Consider the following 22,301-nt stretch of genomic DNA (forward strand, 5'->3'; position numbering starts at 1 on the left):
ATATGCCAATTTTTAAACCTTTTCGTGGAATAAGACCTCATAAAGACTATGAGAGCACCTTCCCTACTCATCCTCTGGACAATTTTACGCAGGAAGAGATCGCGGAAAAAGCTCAGGTGGAAGACACTTACATTAACATGATAAAGCCTTATGTTGTAAGTAAATCCAAAGATATCGACAGGAATTTAAGGAAGATCCGGTCGACTTTTGAAGAATTGATGGAAGAGAAAAAACTCGTTCAGGACAATTCTGCCTACTATCTTTATGAACAGATTTATCCCAACAAACAGGTTTTCAGAGGGCTTCTCGGTTTGGCGAGCATCGAAGATTTCTGGAACGGAAAAATCAAGAGACACGAAAGTACCATTCCCCAGAAAAAAGAAAAACTGGCTCATTATCTTGAAAAAGTGAATCTTCAGGCAGAACCTGTACTTCTTACCTATCCTGCAAATTCGAAAATCGAATTGCTGATGAATCATGAAGAGAAAAACGTTCCGATCTTTAATCATGTCGATACCAAAGGAATCCGTCATAAAATCTGGAGAATCGATAACCGTTTAAAACTGCAGCAGTTTAAGGAAGTGATCGATCAAATCGATTCTTTTTACATTGCAGACGGACACCACAGAATCGGTTCTACTGCGCTGAACGCCAAACATCAGAAAGAAAAAAACAAAAGACATAACGGAACGGAACATTACAATTTCGTGTACAGCTTTATCGTTTCCAACCAGTCGATAAAAATCCACGATTACAACAGAATCTTAACCGATCTTAACGGTCTTTCGAACGAAGAATTTTTAAAGGAACTGGAAAAATATTTCCTGATCCACGAAAAAGGAGAAACGGCATATTTCCCTTCGCAAAAATTCCACATTTCGATGTATATGGACGGTAAATTTTATTCGCTTCACGTAAAGCACGACCTTCGTTCTCAGGAAATGTCTCTGGATAATCTGGATCATCATCTTTTAGACAAATACATTTTTAAAGATATTTTAAAAATTGAAGATCCGGACAGCTCGGAGAAAATTTCTTACGTAAAAGGAACATCAAGCATTGAAGGAATCAACCAGCTTAAAGAAAAAGTAGACAACGGAGAAGGAAAAGCAGGATTCGGGATCTACCCTGTAAGTTTTAATGATATGATTAAAATTTCAGACCTGAAACTGAGCATGCCTCCGAAATGTACATTTATTGAACCTAAATTGGTTACCGCACTATTAATGTACGATATGAAACCTTAATCTTTACCTCTATTCAATATAATTCTTTCGATGAACGCTAAGATGGCAAAGAGGTAATTAAAATTTTGAAATATATTCCGTTCGCAAAGACAATTCGTTCAGCAAATGACACCTTTGCTGAGTTACACGCCCTTGCGAACGGACAATTAAAGTTTTACATAAAAAATCCTCGCGTTCATTGCGTTAAAAACAATTAACTGCCGGTTTCTTAATCCGAATTTAGATTATATTACTATTTTTTCCCTACTTTTATCTGCGGAAAAGAAAAGGTAAATAAAAAATGAAAAAAATATTCATTATCATTCCACTCTTTTTGGGTGGATTTTTATTTTCTCAAAAAAAACCTCTTAAAAAGCCGGTTAAGAAAACTGCTGTCGGCGAAAAATTCAATTACCACGATGAATTTAAAAAGATTTCCGACGAGATCATGACCAACGGAACGGCGTACGAAAATCTGGGACAGCTTACCAAAGGCATTGGGCCGCGTTTCAGCGCAACGCCGGGTTACATGAGAGCGGTAGACTGGGCAGAAAAAAAGCTTAAAGAAATAGGCATCGATATGATCTGGAAAATGGAAGCCAAAGCTCCGGTCTGGATCAGAGGAAAAGAATCTTTACAGATAAAAACCGCTAACGGAGACTGGAAAAACATCAGAATGCTTTCTTTCGGAAATTCTGAAGGAACGGGCGGAAAAGATCTTACAGGAGAAATTGTCTTAATCAATTCCGCTTCAGACCTTAATGCCATGTCTGTCGGACAGCTCAAAGATAAAATCGTTTTTGTGAATCTTCCGATGGATCCTAAGATCATCAATACCAGCGATTCTTATTTAATCACTGCAAAATCCAAACTTATTTCGGCTTCTGTCATTGCTAAAACCGGAGCGAAAGCATTAATTATAAGATCATTAACCACGGCTTCAGACGATACGCCACACGCAAAAATGGTGTATTACGAACCAGATGATAAAATAAGAATTCCCGCTTTATCCATTGGAGTAAAATCGGCTGATGAACTGGAAAAACTGTTAAAAAGCCAGAAAGTTACCGCTAAACTGAATATGACCGCCCAATCCAAAGGCGATACCACCAATCCGAATATCATTGCTGAAATTCAGGGTAAAAAAGATTCTAAGGTAATCGTTCTGGGAGCGCAGCTCGATTCCTGGGATTTCGGAGAAGGAGCAATTGATGACGGAACCGGAGTCGCACAGTGTATTGAAGTTTTAAGAACATTCAAAGCTTTAGGTCTTGAAAATAACCATACGATACGCGTTGTTTTCTACGCGAACAGCGAAAATGGCGGACAGGGACGAGAAATGTATGCAGCGTACGTGAAGAAGAAAGATGAAAAGCACATTTTTGCACTGGGAACCGATGCAGGAGGCTATTCTCCGAGAGGATTTTCTTTAGACATGTCTCCGCAGAGAAGAAAACAGATCTTCGAATGGAAAAACTATTTCCTTCCTTACGGCGTTTACGATTTTGACCAGACAGAAGCCATTCAGGATATTTCTCCTTTAAAGAAAATGGATATTCCTTTGGCTGAGCTTGTGGTAGATACGCAAAGATATTTCGATTATCATCATTCCGAACAGGATACCTTTGATAAAGTGAACAAAAGAGAGCTTCTTCTCGGTGCGGTAGCGATGACGCAAATGATTTTTATGATTGATAAAAACTGGTAAATGAAAAAGATATTAGGAACAACTTTAACACTTCTGGGCTTGGCGGTTTTTGGTCAGGCAAAAGAAGACTCCATACAATTTGCAAAAATTTCTACGGAAATACTAAATAAAGGAAAAGCATACATCGAGCTGAGAGAATTAACCAAAAATATCGGTCATCGTCTCAGCGGTTCAGCATCCTACGAAAAAGCCGTAATATGGGCAGAACAGAAGCTTCGTGATGCAGGAGCCGATAAAGTCTGGCTACAGGAAGTAACGGTTCCGGTGTGGGTTCGCGGAAAAGAATCTTTACACATCAAAACCTCCAACGGAAAATGGAAAAGCTTAAAAATGCTTTCTCTGGGAAATTCTGAAGGAACAGGAGGAAAAGATGTTTCAGGAGAAATTATCATGGTGAGATCCATGGAAGAATACGATAAACTTTCGCCGGAACAGGTAAAAGATAAGATTGTGTTCTTCAATTATCCTTTCAGCCAGACGTATATAGAAACGTTCAGAGGATATGGTGATGCTGCAAAATACAGATCTACCGCTGCTTCATTAACGGCTAAAAAAGGTGGGAAATTTGCGATTATCCGTTCTCTTTCCTCTGCCTTTGATGATGTTCCGCATACAGGCTCCATGCGTTATCAGGATGATAAAAAAATTCCTGCCGTTGCGGTCGGAAGCACGACGGCGGACGAACTGGCAGAACTTTTAAAATCACAGAAAATTACCGCTAAACTAAACTCCAACTGTGGAATGAAGGGCGAAAAACTCTCCCACTCCGTGATCGGAGAAATTACCGGAAATAAAGATAAAAGCGTAATCGTTGTCGGCGGACATCTGGATTCGTGGGACGTGGGTGAAGGCGCACATGACGACGGTTCCGGAATCGTGCAGAGTATTGAAGTTCTGAGGACTTTTAAAAATTTAGGCATCCAGAATAATCACACCATCCGTGTCGTTTGTTTTGCCAATGAAGAAAACGGCGTAAAAGGCGGCGTTATGTACGGTAAAACCGTGAAAGAAAACAACGAAAAGCATCTTTTTGCCATAGAAACAGATGCCGGAGGATTTACCCCGAGAGGAATTTCCCTTGAAATAGATAACGAAAAAAGAAAGCAGATCCAGAGTTGGGCAGACCTGTTTTTACCTTACGGAGTTTATGATTTTAAAAATACCTATTCCGGGACAGATCTTTATCCGCTTCATGATCTGGGAATTCCGACAGCGGAACTGGTTCCCGATTCTCAGCGGTATTTCGACATTCATCACACTGAGGAAGATACTTTTGAAAAAGTAAACCGAAGGGAACTTCTGCTCGGTGCGAGTACTCTGACGCAGATTATTTATATGATTGATAAGAACTGGTAAAATATCATACACAACCGCTCTTTTAAGGGCGGTTTTTTTGTTTAAAATTCTGATGAAGAGACTCTTCGACAGGCTCAGAGTGACACCGTGAATACTTATTACGATATTTAAACAATGAAAAATTGTTTCGTTATTTTCTTTGGTAAAATCATTAACACAAATCGTGTCATTCTGATTGAAATTTTGCGAAGCATGATGGAAAGAAGAATCTTTTTGAATGATCTCCCGCGGATTGTGCAGATTGCGCAGATTTTTTTCAATTTAAAATTGTTTGTACTTTCTAAAATTTATTCCCATCATTTTGTCATCCTGAAAGGATCTCAACGATCTATTGAAAATTTTGTTTAAATGCTCTCAACATCATTCAATTGTTCTGAACGTCATGTTTGAGTAGTTTTATATTTATTTGTTTCTCGCTGATTGAGCAGATTGAGCAGATTTTTTTTACTTAATCATCTGCTAAATTTGCAAAATCTGCGAGAGATAATGATCATTCATACAGCTTGTCATCCTGAAAGGATCTGACCAAATTATAACGATTGTTTAGCGATGAACAAAACCTAGAAAAAAGAGACTCTTCGGCAGGCTCAGAGTGACACCGCGAATACTTATTACGATATTTAAACAATGAAAAATTGTTTCGTTATTTTCTTTGGTAAAATCATTAACACAATCGTGTCATTCTGATTGAAATTTTGCGAAGCATGTTGGAAAGAAGAATCTTTTTGAAATGATCTACCACAGATTACAGATTGCGCAGATTTTTTTCAATTTAAAATTGTTTGTGCTTTCTCAAATGTATTCCCATCATTTTGTCATCCTGAAAGGATCTCAACGATCTATTGAAAATTTTGTTTAAATGCTCTCAACATGACAAGCACAGTGTAAATAAATCATCATTCCATTGTTTTGAAAGTCCTGTTTGAGCAGTTTTATATTTATTTGTTTCTCGCTGATTGAGCAGATTGTGCGGATTTTTTCTACTTAATCATCTGCTAAATTTGCACAATCTGCGAGAGATAATAATCATTCATACAGCTTATCATCCTGAAGGATCTAATCAAATTATAACGATTGATTTAAAGAACACCTCAACGATGAACAAATTCTACAAAAAGAGACTCTTCGACAGGCTCATAGTGACAGCGCAAATACTATATGCAATATTTAAAAACAATAAAAAATTGCTTTGTTATTTTCTTTGGTAAAATCATTAACACAATCGTGTTATGTTTGAGCAGTTTATACTTATTTTTTTCTCGCTGATTGAGCAGATTATGCAGATTTTTTTAACTTAATCATCTGCTAAATTTGCACAATCTGCGGGAGATAATAATCATTCATACAGCTTGTCATCCTGAAAGGATCTAACCAAATTATAACGATTGATTTAAAGAACAGTTTAGCGATGAACAAAACCTTCAGAAAAAGAGACTCTTCGACAGGCTCAGAGTGACACCGCGAATACTAAATGCAAGATTTTAAAACAATGAATAATTGTTAATCCTTTTTCATCCATTGAAACACTTTAAAAATAAATTTTATTCCGTATCTCAACTCTCAAAAAATTACCCTACTTTTAGCCTTTAAAATAATAAACATGAAGAAACTCATTTTTGCATTCTGCATGATCCTTTTATGCAGCAGCCAAACAGTAATGGCACAGTCTAAAACTAAAACAAAAGTACAGACAACGAATTCCAAAGAATCCATTTTAAAAGCAATGTATAAAGACATTTCTGAAAGCATGGTAAAAGAAGGAACTCCTAAAGAAAAGGCTGAAAAATTTGCAGACTGTCTTACCAAAGATCTTGGAGCAAAATTAACCACTGACGAGCTTAAAATGCTGGACAAGCTGAATGCGATGAAAGACAAAAAAGAAAAGGAAGAACTTGCGAAAAAAGCAGAAAAAATGGGGATCAGAAAGAAAATGGAAACCGTGGGTGTTAACTGTGGATCAATCCTGAAATAGTGACAATTCCCAACAATCTGTAAAATTCTTATTCACTAAAAAAACAGACGGTACATTCATTTGTACCGTCTGTTTTTTATATTTCACTAAGCTCATTTCTACACAAACTCATTCGTGTCAGCTTTATACTTTTTGTTGAACAATCCTGCCTGTTCCAGCTTTTTCAGATGTGCTTTCAGACCGTTGATTCTTGTCGGATAATGCGTATTTCCTATCGTACACAGATTCTGGAATGCTTTTTCGTGACTGTCGGTGTCCAGCGCATAACTGATCCTGTCATACGTTCCTCTTCCCTGATGAAGAATATCGCAGATCATAAAGCATACTTTTGCAGGATAACCATTCAGATTAAGCCTTTTGCTGTATTTTTTCATGTTTTCTTTGTACAGACTGATGGAATGTTCTACCTGTACCCTTCTGTGTTTCGGGTCGTTGGATGCCCAATGGATAAATCTTGCCGAGCAGATGAGTTCCTGCTGTTCCACTTCGTTGGTGGTAGGATTCAGATATTCCATCAGCTTTTGGGAACTGCTGTCGTTCTCAAGCTGTGAGGTCGCTCCTGTATCGTTTTTATAATAGATTCTGTCATCGATCAGGCGAAGTCTCGGGAAGTATTCCAAAGCATTCGGTAAAGTAAGCAGCTTTCTTAAGAACCTTACAAAATCTCCGTTCGGAACGTGCGCTGCAAACTGCATAAAACCGAACGTAAAGTAGGCTCTGTCATACGTATTCAGGCAGAGAAAAGAACCCTGACTTTCCACTTTCGCGGTAGCCTCGATAAAATATGCCCAAAAACCGAATTCCGTCACATAATCGGCGGCATTGTACACCAGATTATTAGAAACCGAAACATTGTAAAGTCCGAATCTTTCTTCATACTTCGTTTTGTATGCTACAAAAAACTCCGGTTCTGTAAGACCGGTCAGCTTTGCATAATATGCGGTTTTTCCTGTGGAAGTAACTGCTGAGCGGATTTTAAAATCGTAAGCCATCGTTATAAGTTTTAAATTTAGTGTACTGCTAAGGTAAGACTTCCCTTTTATTTACGGAATACTTATTTCGGGTAGTTTAATGTTTCGCAAAATTCAGAAATATTGCAGTTCGCGGTATCACTCTGAACCTGCCGAAGAGTCTCTATCATCATTTAGTATTTTTGAGATTCTTCCTTCGTCAGAATGACAAGGTAACGTTAAACTGCTGTTAATACATTTGAGAACGTATAAACAATTTTAAATTGAAAAAAATCTGCGCAATCTGCTTAATCTGCGGGAGATTAATTAAAAAAAAGATTCTTTGAACTCAGTTCGCATCCCTTCAGGCTGTGTCAGAATGACAATGTAGCGTTAAAGGCTTTACTAAAAACAATCATTCATTGTTTAAATAGCACAGTTAGTATTCGCGGTGTCACTCTGAGCCTGTCGAAGAGCTCGTTTCTGAATGTTTTATTTATTGATCTCTGTTCTTTTAAGTCATTGTTTAGATCCTTTCAGGATGACAAGCTGCATGATTGTTATCTCCCGCAGATTTTGCAAATTTAGCAGATGATTAAGTAGAAAAAATCCGCACAGTCTGCTCAATCTGCTAGAAACCAAACAATAAAATAACTTTCAGAACAATTGGAGGGTGATTTATTTACAGTATGTCATGCTGAAAGCATCTGAACAAAGTTTTCAATGTATCGTTGAAAGCCTTTCAGGATGACAATGTAGCGTTAAAGGTTTCACTAAAACAATCTTTCATTGTTTAAATAGTACAGTTAGTATTCGCGGTGTCACTCTAAGCCTGTCGAAGAGCGCGTTTCTGAATGTTTTATTTATTGATCTCTGTTCTTTTAAGTCATTATTTAGATCCTTTCAGGATGACAAGCTGTATGATTATTATCTCTCGCAGATTTTGCAAATTTAGCAGATGATTAAGTTAAAAAAATCTGCATAATCTGCTCAATCTGCGAGAAACCAAAAAATAAAATAACTTTCAGAACAATTGGAGGGTGATTTATTTACACTATGTCATGCTGAAAGCATCTGAACAAAGTTTTCAATGTATCGTTGAAAGCCTTTCAGGATGACAATGTAGCGTTAAAGGTTTCACTAAAACAATCTTTCATTGTTTAAATAGTACAGTTAGTATTCGCGGTGTCATTCTGAGCCTGCCGAAGAGCTCGTTTCTGAATGTTTTATTTATTGATCTCTGTTCTTTTAAGTCATTGTTTAGATCCTTTCAGGATGACAAGCTGCATGATTGTTATCTCTCGCAGATTTTGCAAATTTAGCAGATCATTAAGTCGAAAAAATCCGCACAATCTGCTAAATCTGCGAGCAACCAAAAAATAAAATAACTTTCAGAACAATTGGAGCGTGATTTATTTACAGTTTGTCATGCTGAAAGCATCTGAACAAAGTTTTTAATGTATCGTTGAAAGCCTTTCAGGATGACAAGCTGCATGATTATTATCTCCCACAGATTTTGCAAATTTAGCAGATCATTAAGTAGAAAAAATCCACACAATCTGCTTAATCTGCGGGAGATTAATTAAAAAAAAGATTCTTTGAACTCAGTTCGCATCCCTTCAGGCTGTTTCAGAATGACAATGTAGCGTTAGAGGCTTTACTAAAAAAAAATCCTTCATTGTTGAAGTATTGCGGCAAGTATTTGCGGTGTCACTCTGATTACTATGGCTAAAGCTGCTTCCGCAAGGTTCAAGCTGATTTCTTTCTGACGTGATGAAGATTTATTTTTTACCTCAGAAATTCTTTCTTCTGCAAAGTGAAATCCAGAATCTGATCTTCTCTTTTCACTTTTACGGTAATGGTTTTCTGATCTTTTTCAATGCGGTTGATAAAGTAATAACAAGCCTGTTCCTGATCGAGATGATCCAGCAACACATCATTGATGCTGATAATGGTATCCCCGATTTTCAGGGGAAAATTGTCCTGTTTCAGCACAAAGGAAACCAAAGGTTTGCGGTCTGTAAAACGGTAGGTAAACCCGAAAGATTCGAGTTTGGGCGTTTCTTTGCTGATGCGTTTGAGGTAGATGGTATTGTTTTTCCAGTCTAAAATAAAGGAGAAATCTTTCAGAAATTCATTTCCCAAAAAGTCGGAAGCGCCGGTTGCAATAAGCTCATCCCGGAAAACGCCATTTCCCAGTGTGAAAAGATCTGCACGGAAGATGGTTCCCGCAGTGGGTTTTGCGGCTCCGAAAGCGCCCGTTGCGCGTGTTCCGAATGTTTCGATCCTTCGTTTTGTGCGGGTGGAATCGAAACTCTTTTCGGCGATTTCAAATCTGCCCGAAAATCCCGTATCAAAAGTAAAATCGATGTCTTTATTGTAAATAGCAGTGCTTATGATCGGGGTTTTCTGTGGCTTGGGATGAAAAGGGATCACCGTAGGATAATCCTGTATGTTGAAAAGGGAAAGATCTTCGGTGGCTTCCAAAAGATTTTCGGTGTAATTGATTCTCCAGAAAAGTTTTGCCATCTGATTGGCTCCGATGATTCCGTCTGCTTTCAGACAGCCGAGTTCCGCAGGAGTAAGATCGATAACGATGGCTCCGATGTTTTTAAAAACAACCTGATCGACCGTCATTTCAGGAAGTACGGTAAAGATCTGTTCCTGCGTATTTTGGTTGGAATCTTTTACGGATTTTTTATATTTTTTGGTAAGGTTCAGTTCGTTGTAGATCGCGTGTGAAATCACGGTCGGCGCACCGGAATCGAACAGAAAATTATAGGTTTTTCCATTGATACTCACCTTTACAAACGGCATATTGTTGTCGAATCTCAGGTTGATTTTCTCCACAGGACGCTGAAGCTGTACTTCTCCTTTTTCAAAAAACTTTTTAGGCTGACCGAAAATAGTAATTGCCAAAAACAGAAAGAGCGTGTACAGGAGTTTTTTCATGGACTTATTTTACACGAAAATAAGGTTTTTTTTGGGGAAATAAAAAAACCGTCTTTTGGGGACGGTTTATAGGTAAGGACTTATAATTTTATTAATTACATCAACTGAATCCATATGAATAAAAGGAAAACATCTTGCAATAATTTTTGTAAGTTCTTTTTGTAAATACCCCTCATTTTTAGAGTTGCCCAAAGCAGTAAAAACTCCTTTTAATCTTATTTCGAGATCATGTCCTTGAAATTCTAAATACCAGATTGGTAATTCAAACTCAAAACCATTATAATATTTAACTGCTCTAGTTTCATTCATAGACTCTTTTGACAAAGAATATTTATTTAAATATTTTTCAAAAAACCATTGAATAGCTTTTTCACATAAGTCTTTGTCAGATCCTAAATTATATTGATTGTAAGTATTTTCTATTCCAAGTTCACGATGTATATTATGCGCTTCCATCGTCATTAGTAAGATCACAATGTAGATCGGATCATAAACATAATTCTCTAGGCTATAACGACTACCTTCTCCATGTACTTTGATAAAATCAGAATCAGTATTAGTTTTATCCCAATCGATTATTCCATAAAATGAATGATTTTCTGAACTTCTGATTGCATTAACAGCTTTAATAACCTGTGAACTACTACCTTTTCCATAATCATTAGAAATAAAATATAATCTAAAAGGATAATTAGCCTGTTGAAATAATATATTGAAAATTGTTTGGTAATAATACTGATCTGTAGGGCTTTCAACAAATACTTGCTTATGATTTTTATAATCAATACTTAATGTAGGAATAAAGCTAGTTAATAGTTTTAAAGCATCATCCTTTGCTATTTTTTTTAAAAATGTATTGTTGAAATTTGATATTTGAAATATATCATCTTCTTCAACAAGCGCAATAGTAGACGGACTATGTGTTGTCATTATCACTTTAATACCTAGTTTATTAACAAAAACATTTTTCAATATATTAATCAATAAATTAGACATTTCTGGATGAAGATGTGCATCGGGTTCATCCAATAAAATTAAATCAGTAAATGATAAATTTTGTCCATAATATTCTGTAGTAAAAAGTTTTAGAATTAATCCTAAGATTATTTTTTCGCCAGATGATAAATCTGTAAAAGGAATAGGTTCATTTGATGACTTTTTAAGAAGTCTAAAATTAATCGTTATATCTTCTCTAAAATCCTCTTTTTCAATCCCTTCAAAACAGAAATCCAGATTATGTTTTTCTAATATTTCATTAATGATTTTCCAAGGTGGAATAAATTTTTTCATAAAATCCAAATCAGAAATAGAATCATTTACAACTCCCTCTTCTTTTTTAAAAAACCAATTTAATCTATTAGTTTGTCTTCTTCTTGCATAATTGTAAAATATACTTTCAATTTTAGAATTAAATAGATCATTGTCATCAATAAAGCTATCATCTAATAATGCATTGAAAAAATCTTCTCTTTTCAATTTATATATATCCTTTCCTAATTTTTCTGCTAAAGTTATTATTGAGCTTACATTTTTTTCTGTCCGTTTGTTAAAATCAATTCTACTCAAAACATGTTTCTCAATATTTTTAGTTATAATTCCACTTCTATACATTGCAGTATATCCGACGACTTCTATCTTTGAGTAAAATTCTTTTATTAATGAGTGATATTCTTCAGAATCGCTTAGCAACTCTGTATTTTCTTGAGTACTTTCTATTAATTCTTTTGTAACTGCTTTAGCCTTGTCTTGTAAGTTATTTTTAATAATAAATCCTATCAATTTTGAATCATTACTATTAATATAACTCAAGTAAGACTGATAACGAATATCTACTATTGTTCTTAGCTGTTCCGGTGAAAAACTATTCAAATTAACTTTTAATATTCCTTCAAATTGAATTGTTTGTAAATTTGGTGAAATGACAATGATTTCGGATAATTTATTTTTATCCTGAATTGCGGGATTAAATAAATTTAATAACTGTGATTTTCCGCTACCATTTTTACCTATTATCACAGTAAATGAATTTAATTCATCACTTTCAAATGGCTGTAAAGATTTATATTTTTCTTTTAAAATTATTTTCATTCTTAAAGTTATAAAATTACACATATTAAACCTTACGGAAAACCGTATTTTCCCTGAATTTTCAACAAAAAAACCATCCGAAAGGATGGTTTTCAATAAGTAAAATCAAAAAATTTAAATTTTATCTAAAATCTTCTTCGGCAGCACTTTTACCAACTGAGGTTTGTATTCATTTTCGAGGATCACAAACTTCCAGTATTTTTTGTCTTTGGAAATGGCACAGGCTTTCATATTGGCGTTGATGAGGTAAGAATTTTCCTTCGCAGCATACCGTACATTGTTTTTGCCGTATTTCTGAATCAGCATCGCTTGGATTTTCTTCTTCATGTCTTCATTCAGGGAACCGACATTGCATTTCAGCTTGAGTAAATAATTGACGATGGAGAAATATTCTTTATCAATCTGTTCCGGCTTTGCAATATTCCCAAACTTAAAATCCTGAACTTCAATCTTCATAAACGGATTGTTGTAGGTAATGTTCAGAATCTGCGTCATCTGATCTTTTGGAATCACCGTGAAAAATTTCGGATAGATACAGTTCACCGACTGATCGATTTTCTTTGTTTTAATCGTATTCACAAAATACGACAACGATTGTTTAATGGCTGCATCTTCCGGATTTGCCTTCGTCTGAGCAAAAGACATCAACGACAGGAACATGAACAGAAACACGAATGATTTGGTTTTCATAATTTTAAATAGACAGTTGTTACGATTTTCAAAGAAGACGATTGCTTCTTCTTTCCTTAAATCTGTCGCAAAAGTCTGATGAATCGTTACAAACAAACGGTAACGAAAAAAGCCATCCTTTCGGACGGCTTTCAGAATATTGTAAGATTCAGATTATTTTACTTTTACAAGCTCAACATCGAAGATCAACCATGCGTTTGGCGGAATTACTCCTCCTGCTCCTCTTTCTCCGTAGCCCATTGCCGGCGGAATCAGTAAAGTAGCGGTTTCACCTTCTTTTAACAAAAGGATTCCTTCGTCCCAACCTTTAATTACTCTTCCCATCCCGATAGGAATTTCAATCGGCTCATTTCTTTTGAAAGAAGAATCGAATTCCGATCCGTCCACCAGTTTTCCTGCATAGTGTACAGAAACGTTATCACCCGCTTTCGGAGCTTTTCCTTCTGTTGTTTTCGTGATTTTATAGTATAGACCCGATTCTGTTTTCTGCATTCCTGCTTTCAGATCTTCAACCATTTTCTCCTGATTGGCTTTGAATTCAGCTTCTTTTTTAGCTTTTTCAGCCTCTTCTTTTGCTAAAAACGCTTTGTTGTTTTCTGCAATTTTAGCTTTTCCTTCTGTAAAGGTTTTTGCCGCATCGTAGTTTTTGTACTCGTCTCCTTTGCTGAAAACGGAAACTTTTTCCAAAACGATGTCAGTTTTAGGCTTATCCTGCGCTCCTTTTTCTACATTTGCAATCGCATCGATAACATCTTCTCCTTTTACCACTTTCCCGAAGATCGTATGTTTTCCGTCTAACCAAGGCGTAGCAACTTCTGTGATGAAGAACTGGGAACCATTCGTATTCGGTCCAGAATTCGCCATAGAAAGCACTCCTTTTCCGGTATGCTTAAGATCGTTTCTTTCGTCCTCGAATTTATATCCCGGATCTCCCATTCCTGTTCCCTGAGGATCTCCCCCCTGAATCATGAAATCTTTAATCACTCTGTGGAAAATCGTTCCGTCATAATAAGGAACGCCTTTTGCCTTCGCTTTGTTATCGATTTTTCCTTCTGCAAGACCAATAAAATTAGCCACAGTTACCGGTGCTTTTTTATCCTCGAATTTTACGATCAAATTACCTTTTGTCGTCTGAAGATTCGCATAAAGTCCGTCATTAAGACCTTCGTAAGTTTCTTTGTCTACGTTCATTTTTTTATAAATTGGTGTACAACTCATCAGCGAAACACTTGCCGCCGCCAGAATTATATTCTTGTTAAACAATTTCATGGATTATAATGCTTTTAATTTTATGATTAATGGGATGTCGTTATCTATTTTCTTCTCATCTCCGTACGTTCCATACGCCAGTGCAGACGGAACCAGAAGCGTAACTTCCTCACCGTCGTGTATAAAACGCAAAGCATCTTCTACCGCTTTCAGTTCATCAAAATGACCGAATTTGGCATCTCTTCTTGCGATCGGCTGATCGTAGATTTTCGTCTGATCGAAGTCGTACAGGTCGTAAGAATAAGAAATCAGCGTATTGTCCTGTCTTCTCTGCCTTTGGTCAAAACCTTCCGTATCCGTCCAGTAATTAAGCTGCGTAGGATAAAACTTTACCGGCTGATTGCCGATCCATTCCTGAATATGGTATCTTTCCTGCGCATTCAGGTTTTTCATCCTGTTTTTGGAAACATCCAGATCGTTCTTGCTGAGAACACCGCCAACGGGAGGATGAGTCTGCGCATTTTTGCTGCAGCTCAGTAAACCCAGTATCGATATGAAGAGTATTTTTTTCATAAACTTTTGCGAAAATACACATTTCGGGAATCAATTACAAAACTTCAGGAACTTATTGAATTAAAAATTATCACAATTTTACGGTCTTCCTGAGTGTAAAACCGTCGAAGGATTATTATGTAAATTTCCATTGCTTTTAAAAGGATTTTTATTTTTTTGGAGCTTTATCGCGCTTTCCGCACTCGCTATTTTTTTTGTTTACGGCGCGGCTTCGCCGCGCCGTAAACAAAAAAAATGAGCTCAGACAATTGCTCCAATCCCGGCTAGGATTGCAGACGTTCCTTACAACACCCTAAACAAGTACAGCTTGTTATTTTATTAAAATCTTTAACGAGTCATGTCATTCTGATTGAAATTTTGCGAAGCATTATGGAATGAAGAATCTTTTGAATTATCTCCCGCAGATTGTGCAGATTTTTTCTACTTAATCATCTGCTAAATTTGCAAAATCTGCGAGAGATAATAATCATGCAGCTTGTCATCCTGTAAGGATCTAAACAATGACTTAAAAGAACAGAGATCAATAAATAAAACATTCAGAAACGCGCTCTTCGACAGGCTCAGAGTGACACCGCGAATACTAAACGAAAGACAAAACAATGAATAATTGTTAACGATTCTTTTTATCTCCCAAAATCTTTAACAATCCCATGTCATTCTGATTGAAATTTTGCGAAGCATTATGGAATGAAGAATCTTTTGAATTATCTCCCGCAGATTGTGCGGATTACGCAGATTGTTTTTTCAATGTAAAATTGTTTATCCTTTTTTAAATGTTTTAACTGCATTTTTGTCATCCTGAAAGGATCTAAGCAAAGTATATAAATGAATTTTAAAAACAGCCATGAATAAAACATTTGCAATAAGAGACTCTTCGACAGGCTCAGAGTGACACCGCGAATACTAACTGTAATACTTTTACTTATTATATTTCCAAATGTAATCTTTGTGTAAAAAATAAACCATTAAGATTTAGATTTAAGAAATTAAGCTTCATTAAGAAAAATCAAATTGATTTTAATTTTAAACGCTTTATTTAAAGTTATAAAAATGATATTAAAACTTTTAAAATCTGAAATCTATCTTAACGTTAAAATTTAAAACAAAAAGCCGGAAAAAATTTCCGGCTTTTCAATATCTAACATTTAAAAAATTAAACTGTTTCCAATACGTGGTCTACTAAAACTCTCCATCCGAAAGGATCGTCTGAAAGGTTAGTCTGAAGATTAACAAGGTCGTTTTTCAAAGTAACGGCGAAACTTTCTTCGTCTGATAATCTTGGCAATTCAAGCTTTTCTCCTTTATAGCCTAAAGCCTGGAAAACGGTAGTAACCACTGCTGTTCCCACTCCCCAAACTTCTTTCAAAGTTCCGTTTTTCTGAGCTTCTACAACGTCCAGAACTTTAATAGGTTCTATTTTTACTTCAATTCCTCTTTTCTTCGCCAACTGAATAAAGCTGTCTCTGGTAACTCCGTCAAGGATTTTTTCGGAAGTCGGAGGTGTATAAATGGTATCGTTGATTCTTACGAAAACGTTCATCGTACCACTTTCTTCGAAATATTCGTGAGTAGCATCATCCGTCCAGATAATCTGCTCATAGCCTTCTTCAATTGCCAACTGAGTCGGGTAGAAAGAAGCCGCATAGTTTCCGGCAGCTTTCGCAGAACCTACTCCACCGCTTGCCGCTCTTGAATAGTGGTCTGAAATTTTTACAGAAACCGGTTCTGTATAATACATCTTTGCAGGAGTTGCAACGATCGCGAACATATATTTATTGGCAACTCTCGCCTTTAATGCTTCTTCTGTAGCGAAAATCAATGGTCTGATGTACAAAGACATACCTTCTCCGGAAGGAATCCATTCTCTGTCGATATCCACCAATGCTTTCAGTCCGTCCAAAAACATTTCTTCCGTTATTTCCGGCATGGCAAGACGTTTTGCCGACTTATTGATACGTTCAAAATTCTTTTCGGGCCTGAAAAGGAAAACCTGTCCGTCTTTGTCTTTATAGGCTTTCATGCCTTCAAAACAAGCCTGTCCGTAATTTACACCCATCATTGCCGGTGTAAATGCCAAAGGACCATAAGGAACCAATTTTACATCACCCCATTTTCCGTTTTCGTACTCACAGATGATCATATGATCGATAAAAGTATTTCCGAATGAAAAATTGTTTGGGTCGAATGTAGAAATTCTTGAGTTTTCAGTTTTTTGAATTATCATTTCTAAAATTTTTTATGAGGTTCTACAAATTTAACATAATTTTCTAAATATAAAAATTTTAGAGTAAATTTGTAAAAAAATAGCTTGAAAAGAGAAATTAAGACCACAAACGACGGAAGTAAAACTTTGTTTATCAATTATTTAAATGAAAACTATCATTCACACCATGGTGCATTACAGGAAGCCGAACACGTGTTTATCAAAAATGGATTAAATCTGATAAATGATTACGAAATTAATATTTTAGAACTCGGTTTTGGAACAGGTTTGAATGTTTTGGTAACAATTAATGAATATTTAAAAACTGACAAAAATCATATCATCAACTATTTTACCCTTGAAAAATACCCCATAAATGAATCGGAAATTAACGATTTAGCCTATTTTGAGCTCTTCGATAACTCCGAATTCAGAAATATTTATCAAAAAATTCATCTGGCAGAATGGGAAAAATCAGAAGAAATCATTAGTGGTTTCAACTTAAAAAAGATAGAATGTGATTTTTTTGATCTGAAAAACATCGATTTACCAGCAATAAATCTGGTATATTTCGATTGTTTCGGTGCAAGAGTACAGCCCGATCTTTGGGAAAAGCCTCTTTTTGAAATGGTTGCTGATAAAATGGCTGTTAACGGATTATTAACAACCTACTCTTCGAAAGGAAGCGTAAGAAGAATTCTTCAGGAACTGAATTTTAACGTTGAGAAAAAACAGGGACCTCCGGGAAAAAGAGAGATGATTAATGCGGTGAAGCTATAAAGAAGATGGAAGCTTGAGGCTGGAAGATGGAGGTTTTACTACTTGATGTTTTATAGTCTGCAAAGTTTTGAGTTTATACCTTATTAAGCTGGAAATAGCTTTAAAAAAATTAAAATCAGTCGTAAACTTCAAGCTCCTGTCTTCCGGTATCCGACAAATTTCCTTAAATTAGCTATACAAATTATTATATATGATAAATAAGATCAACATTAGAGTTTACGCCTGTGCAGTAAAGGATAAAAAAGTTCTTACTTTATTTGAAGAATACGCAGGTGAACCTTTAATGAAATTTCCGGGTGGCGGACTGGAATTTGGAGAAGGATTAATAGATTGTCTGCATCGAGAATTCGATGAAGAGCTAAATGTGAAAATAGAAGTTGTTGAACATTTTTATACGCAGGAAGATTTTCTGGTTTCGCGTTTCAGAGAAAATGAACAGCTTCTTACCATATATTATATTGTAAACATTATTGACGAAGGCGATTTCCTGATTCTTGATCCCTGCATTGAAAAAACAGAATGGATCGAGATCGACAGACCGGACAATCCGTTTCCATTACCCATCGACAAAATTGTTTTTGATAAATTAAAAGAAAAATTCCTGTAAGATCGTTACAGGAATTTTTTATGATTGATATTATTTGTAGACTTTAAAGCTGCTTGCTCCGGAATAAGGCTGAAGATAACCTGAATTCCAATTAGATTGAAGCAGGGATTCCAGATATTCGTCGGTTCTGTTTTTGTGCGGATCGTAAGGATCTTTAAGATCAATATCTGCCATTTTTCCTTTTACATTCCACCAGAATGCGCTCCATCCTCCTCTTAATTCTTTAATGATTTCATAGACATTTTTTCCGGTTGCTCTGTTCATCAGTTTGGCAAAAACCTGTCCTTCTGTTGTCGTAAGATCTCTGAGCTGTTTTTCGTACTGATCGGCAAGAATGTTCTGTCGGTCTCTGATGTATTTTCGTTTTGCCTTACTGTCCATATTCGTCATTTCCCCCTGAATATCTCTGTATTGCTGTAAAGCGGTTAAAAACAACGGATATACTCTGTAAAGCTTTTTATTTAAGAAATAATAATAGTTCCGATCCAGCTGATTATTGAATTTCGGTTTATTCAGCAAAACCAGCTCATCCATTACCACGACGGTTTCCCCGTTGATTTCATAGATCCTTGCTTTCTGCCTTTCATCATAGAAATATTTATTGCCGAATTCGTCTGTTTTCAAAAGTTCTGCAGGGTACTGACTTAAAGGTTTCGCAATGACGGAATCCCTCTGAGCCGAAATACTGATTCCAAAAAAGAAGAGAAAAAGACAAATAATCTTACTAAAATTCATTATTTTTACGCGTATTAGAACAAAAATTAAACGCAAAAATCATTCCTTTTTATGAAATTTGAAAAGAAATCTTTAAAATTTTTAGAAAAATATTTAAACACTTCATCTCCGACAGGTTACGAACACGAAGGACAGAAGATCTGGATGGACTACATTAAACCTTATGTAGACAAAATTGAAGTGGATCATTACGGAACCTGCTACGGAATCATTAATCCTGAGGCGGAATTTAAAGTAGTGATTGAAGCGCATGCAGATGAAATTTCATGGTATGTAAATTATATTACAGACGACGGATTGATCTACGTGATCCGAAACGGAGGTTCTGATCAGACGATTGCTCCGTCCAAAGTGGTTCATATCCACGGTGAAAACGGAATTGTAAAAGGCGTTTTCGGATGGCCTGCAATCCACACAAGAGCCAACCAGAACGAACCGACTCCAAAAATTGAAAATATCTTCATCGATTGCGGTGCAACTTCCAAAAAAGAAGTGGAAGAAATGGGAATTTATGTAGGCTGCATGATTACCTACCCCGATGAATTCTTCGAAATGAATGACCGCTATTTCGTTTGCAGGGCGTTAGACAACAGAATCGGAGGTTTTATGATTGCTGAAGTGGCAAGACTTTTAAAGGAAAATAAAAAAACAATTCCGTTCGGATTGTATATTACCAATTCCGTACAGGAAGAAGTAGGTTTGTATGGAGCAGATATGATTGCAGATACCATTAAACCCAACATTGCCATCGTGACAGACGTTACGCACGATACCACCACTCCGATGATCGAAAAGAAAAAAGAAGGCGACCAGAAATGCGGAGACGGACCGGTGGTTTTCTTCGCGCCAAGCATTCATCACACCATCAGAGAATTAATTATCGACACCGCAAAAACGAAGAAAATTCCTTTCCAGAGAGCAGCAGCAAGCCGCGCTACGGGAACAGACACCGACGCTTTCGCGCATTCTAACGGCGGCGTTCCGAGTGCATTAATTTCTTTACCTTTGCGTTATATGCATACCACAGTGGAAATGGTTTCCAAAGAAGACGTAGGAAATGTGATCCAACTGATCTACGAAACACTTCTGAGAATTCAGCCGGAAATGAAACTGAAGTATCATTAACAGAAGTAAAAAGAGACAAGTTAAAAGTAAAAAGTAAAAATGAAAACGAAGCTTATTGCTCCATCCCTTTTATCCGCAGACTTCGGGAATCTGCAAAGAGACATCGAAATGCTGAACAATTCTCAGGCAGACTGGTTTCACGTAGACGTAATGGACGGAAGATTTGTTCCGAATATTTCGTTCGGATTTCCGGTAATGAAATCCGTTCAGCAGCACGCTAAAAAATTTGTAGATGTGCATCTGATGATCGTAGAACCTGAAAAATATGTAGAAGAATTCATCAATCACGGAGCAGATCTTGTATCGGTACATTACGAAGCGTGTACTCACCTTCACAGAACGATTCATCATATTCAGAGTCTGGGTGCAAAAGCCGGTGTTGTGCTAAATCCTTCCACTCCGGTTCTGATGCTGGAAGATATTATTGCAGACGTAGATCTTGTTTTGCTGATGAGTGTAAATCCGGGATTCGGAGGACAGAAGTTCATCGAAAATACTTACAAGAAGATTGCTGAAACAAAAGACCTGATCTTAAGCAACAATTCGACAGCATTAATTGAAATTGACGGTGGTGTAAATATCGACAACGCCTCTAAGCTTTTCGAAGCAGGAGCCGATGTTCTGGTTGCAGGAAATGCAGTTTTCTCAGCAGAAAATCCGGAAAGAACGATCGAATTACTGAAAATTTAATTTCATTTAAATACAAACAAAAAGGCAACTCCGTTGAGTTGCCTTTCTTCTTAATGAAAATCTGAGCCTTTAATGGTTATTAGTTTTGAAGAGTTTAATGCTTAAATTTTCCTTCTCTAATGCTGATGTAAAGATGGCAATAAATGAGGACTAAAACATCCGTAAAAACACGGAATTTTAATCTCGGTATTTTTACTTAACCCCGAAGAACAGGAAGGTTTAAATCATTCAATGAGTCTGTTTAAACTTTTTATTTAACTGCAAAAGTTCACAATAGTTTTTAAAAATCTTTGATATTTATTCTTTGAGCGCTTTGATTATTATTGAAATTCGCTTTAACATTGTCTTTTGTGCCTTTTGCAGTTAAATTTAAAATGAGTTATCATAAGTTTAATAATAAATACAGGAGCTCTATGAAGTTCTTTTTAAGTATTTTTAGATCATAAAAAGAAAAAACGTGAAAGGGAAATTAATCGGCATATTGTCTTTAGGTCTGGTTTTATCTTCAGGAAAATATCCTGCGCAGAATCAGTCACAGGAAAATCAAAAAATGGAATGGTTTCAGGATGCCAAACTCGGAATTTTTATTCATTGGGGAATTTATTCTGTAAACGGAATTCCGGAATCATGGGCTTTTTTCAATAATTACATCAGCCATGAAAATTACATGAAACAGCTCAATGGTTTTTCGGCTGCAAAATATAAACCTGATGAATGGGTAAAACTGATTAAAAATTCCGGCGCAAAATACGTCGTGATTACCACAAAACATCATGATGGTGTTGCGCTTTGGGATTCAAAAGCTGAAAAATCGACCACCATTCCTAAACATTCCTTAGCCCAAAAAGACGTACTTTCTCCGTTTATCTCTGCATTAAAAAATTCCGGACTGAAAACCGGACTTTACTATTCCCTTCCCGACTGGAGCCATCCTTATTACGACATCAATACCCGGACAAAAAAACGTTACGAAATTAAAAATGATCCGAAACGCTGGGAAAATTTTGTTACCTATTATCAGAATCAATTAAATGAACTTTCTTCACTGTTTAAACCTGATCTTCTGTGGTTCGACGGAGATTGGGAGCACTCATCAGAAGAATGGCGCGCTCCGAAAACTCTGGAAAATCTGAAAAAATTCAATCCGGACATTATCGTTAATTCAAGATTGAAAAATCATGGAGACTACGAAACTCCGGAACAGGGAATTCCTGTGGTAAAACCTCAAAGCAATTACTGGGAACTTTGCTACACCATGAATGATTCATGGGGATTTCAGCCCTTCGATAACCACTACAAAACTTCGAATATGATCGTAAGAACTTTGGCGGATGTAATTAATATAGCTAACTCAATATATTAAGTCAAGTGATAAATTTTTGAAAAAGTTCATACGGATCACACCTTACCTTTCTTCTCATGCTTTTAGCCTGTGCC

The 22,301-nt window shown here is 36.3% G+C and carries 17 protein-coding genes; 9 read left to right on the forward strand and 8 right to left on the reverse strand.

Annotated features, from left to right (window positions below; genetic code table 11):
* Nucleotides 1–2 precede the first annotated feature (2 nt).
* The 4 genes from DD829_RS18570 to DD829_RS18585 all read left to right on the forward strand — a co-directional run bounded on the left by DD829_RS18570 (nt 3) and on the right by DD829_RS18585 (nt 6,262).
* The gene (locus DD829_RS18570; RefSeq protein ID WP_108410250.1) at nt 3–1,247 is read left to right on the forward strand and encodes a DUF1015 domain-containing protein; all 1,245 of its coding nucleotides are present in this window, start codon (nt 3–5) and stop codon (nt 1,245–1,247) included.
* 280 nt (nt 1,248–1,527) lie between these two features.
* Nucleotides 1,528–2,934, forward strand: coding sequence for a M20/M25/M40 family metallo-hydrolase (locus DD829_RS18575; RefSeq protein WP_108410249.1), 1,407 nt, complete (start codon nt 1,528–1,530; stop codon nt 2,932–2,934).
* Entirely contained in the window at nt 2,935–4,290 is a 1,356-nt protein-coding gene (locus tag DD829_RS18580; RefSeq protein WP_108410248.1) for a M28 family peptidase, read from the forward strand. It abuts the gene before it with no gap.
* A 1,600-nt stretch (nt 4,291–5,890) separates the two neighbouring features.
* A complete protein-coding gene (locus DD829_RS18585) occupies nt 5,891–6,262 on the forward strand; it encodes a hypothetical protein (RefSeq protein ID WP_123906924.1) in 372 nt (123 codons plus the stop codon).
* Between the two features lie 98 nt (nt 6,263–6,360).
* Here the strand turns inward: DD829_RS18585 and DD829_RS18590 are convergent, their stop codons facing one another.
* From DD829_RS18590 to DD829_RS18620, 7 genes are all read right to left on the reverse strand, one after another.
* The gene (locus DD829_RS18590) at nt 6,361–7,254 is read right to left on the reverse strand and encodes a hypothetical protein (protein ID WP_108410246.1); all 894 of its coding nucleotides are present in this window, start codon (nt 7,252–7,254) and stop codon (nt 6,361–6,363) included.
* A gap of 1,746 nt (nt 7,255–9,000) precedes the next feature.
* Entirely contained in the window at nt 9,001–10,164 is a 1,164-nt protein-coding gene (locus DD829_RS18595) for an aspartyl protease family protein (protein WP_108410610.1), read from the reverse strand.
* Between the two features lie 66 nt (nt 10,165–10,230).
* Entirely contained in the window at nt 10,231–12,252 is a 2,022-nt protein-coding gene (locus tag DD829_RS18600; RefSeq protein ID WP_165814887.1) for an ATP-dependent nuclease, read from the reverse strand.
* Between the two features lie 114 nt (nt 12,253–12,366).
* The gene (locus DD829_RS18605) at nt 12,367–12,942 is read right to left on the reverse strand and encodes a hypothetical protein (protein WP_108408760.1); all 576 of its coding nucleotides are present in this window, start codon (nt 12,940–12,942) and stop codon (nt 12,367–12,369) included.
* Nucleotides 12,943–13,095: 153 nt separating this feature from the next.
* A complete protein-coding gene (locus DD829_RS18610) occupies nt 13,096–14,133 on the reverse strand; it encodes a peptidylprolyl isomerase (RefSeq protein WP_228408246.1) in 1,038 nt (345 codons plus the stop codon).
* Nucleotides 14,134–14,214: 81 nt separating this feature from the next.
* Nucleotides 14,215–14,724, reverse strand: a complete 510-nt coding sequence (locus DD829_RS18615; RefSeq protein WP_108408761.1) for a hypothetical protein — start codon at nt 14,722–14,724, stop codon at nt 14,215–14,217.
* 1,153 nt (nt 14,725–15,877) lie between these two features.
* Nucleotides 15,878–16,948 (reverse strand): branched-chain amino acid aminotransferase, encoded by a 1,071-nt coding sequence (locus DD829_RS18620; RefSeq protein ID WP_108408762.1) that lies wholly within the window; start codon nt 16,946–16,948, stop codon nt 15,878–15,880.
* 84 nt (nt 16,949–17,032) lie between these two features.
* Between DD829_RS18620 and mnmD the strand changes: the two genes are divergently transcribed.
* A complete protein-coding gene (gene mnmD, locus DD829_RS18625) occupies nt 17,033–17,707 on the forward strand; it encodes a tRNA (5-methylaminomethyl-2-thiouridine)(34)-methyltransferase MnmD (protein ID WP_116548033.1) in 675 nt (224 codons plus the stop codon).
* A 190-nt stretch (nt 17,708–17,897) separates the two neighbouring features.
* Complete coding sequence (locus DD829_RS18630; RefSeq protein WP_108410236.1) at nt 17,898–18,314, forward strand: NUDIX domain-containing protein; 417 nt, start codon at nt 17,898–17,900, stop codon at nt 18,312–18,314.
* A gap of 30 nt (nt 18,315–18,344) precedes the next feature.
* On the opposite strand, the gene DD829_RS18635 is transcribed toward DD829_RS18630, so the two are convergent.
* On the reverse strand, nt 18,345–19,049 hold the full coding sequence (locus tag DD829_RS18635) for a DUF4294 domain-containing protein (RefSeq protein WP_108410237.1): 705 nt from the start codon (nt 19,047–19,049) through the stop codon (nt 18,345–18,347).
* A 51-nt stretch (nt 19,050–19,100) separates the two neighbouring features.
* Between DD829_RS18635 and DD829_RS18640 the strand changes: the two genes are divergently transcribed.
* From DD829_RS18640 to DD829_RS18650, 3 genes are all read left to right on the forward strand, one after another.
* Nucleotides 19,101–20,174 (forward strand): M42 family peptidase, encoded by a 1,074-nt coding sequence (locus DD829_RS18640; protein WP_076390422.1) that lies wholly within the window; start codon nt 19,101–19,103, stop codon nt 20,172–20,174.
* Between the two features lie 39 nt (nt 20,175–20,213).
* Nucleotides 20,214–20,864, forward strand: a complete 651-nt coding sequence (gene rpe, locus DD829_RS18645; protein WP_108409662.1) for a ribulose-phosphate 3-epimerase — start codon at nt 20,214–20,216, stop codon at nt 20,862–20,864.
* Between the two features lie 457 nt (nt 20,865–21,321).
* Nucleotides 21,322–22,227 carry an alpha-L-fucosidase gene (locus DD829_RS18650; RefSeq protein ID WP_228408243.1) on the forward strand — a complete coding sequence of 302 codons (906 nt, stop codon included), beginning with the start codon at nt 21,322–21,324 and terminating at the stop codon, nt 22,225–22,227.
* The last annotated feature ends 74 nt before the right edge of the window (nt 22,228–22,301 follow it).

The sequence above is a fragment of the Chryseobacterium sp. HMWF035 genome (assembly GCF_003094695.1).
GTDB lineage: Bacteria > Bacteroidota > Bacteroidia > Flavobacteriales > Weeksellaceae > Chryseobacterium > Chryseobacterium gambrini.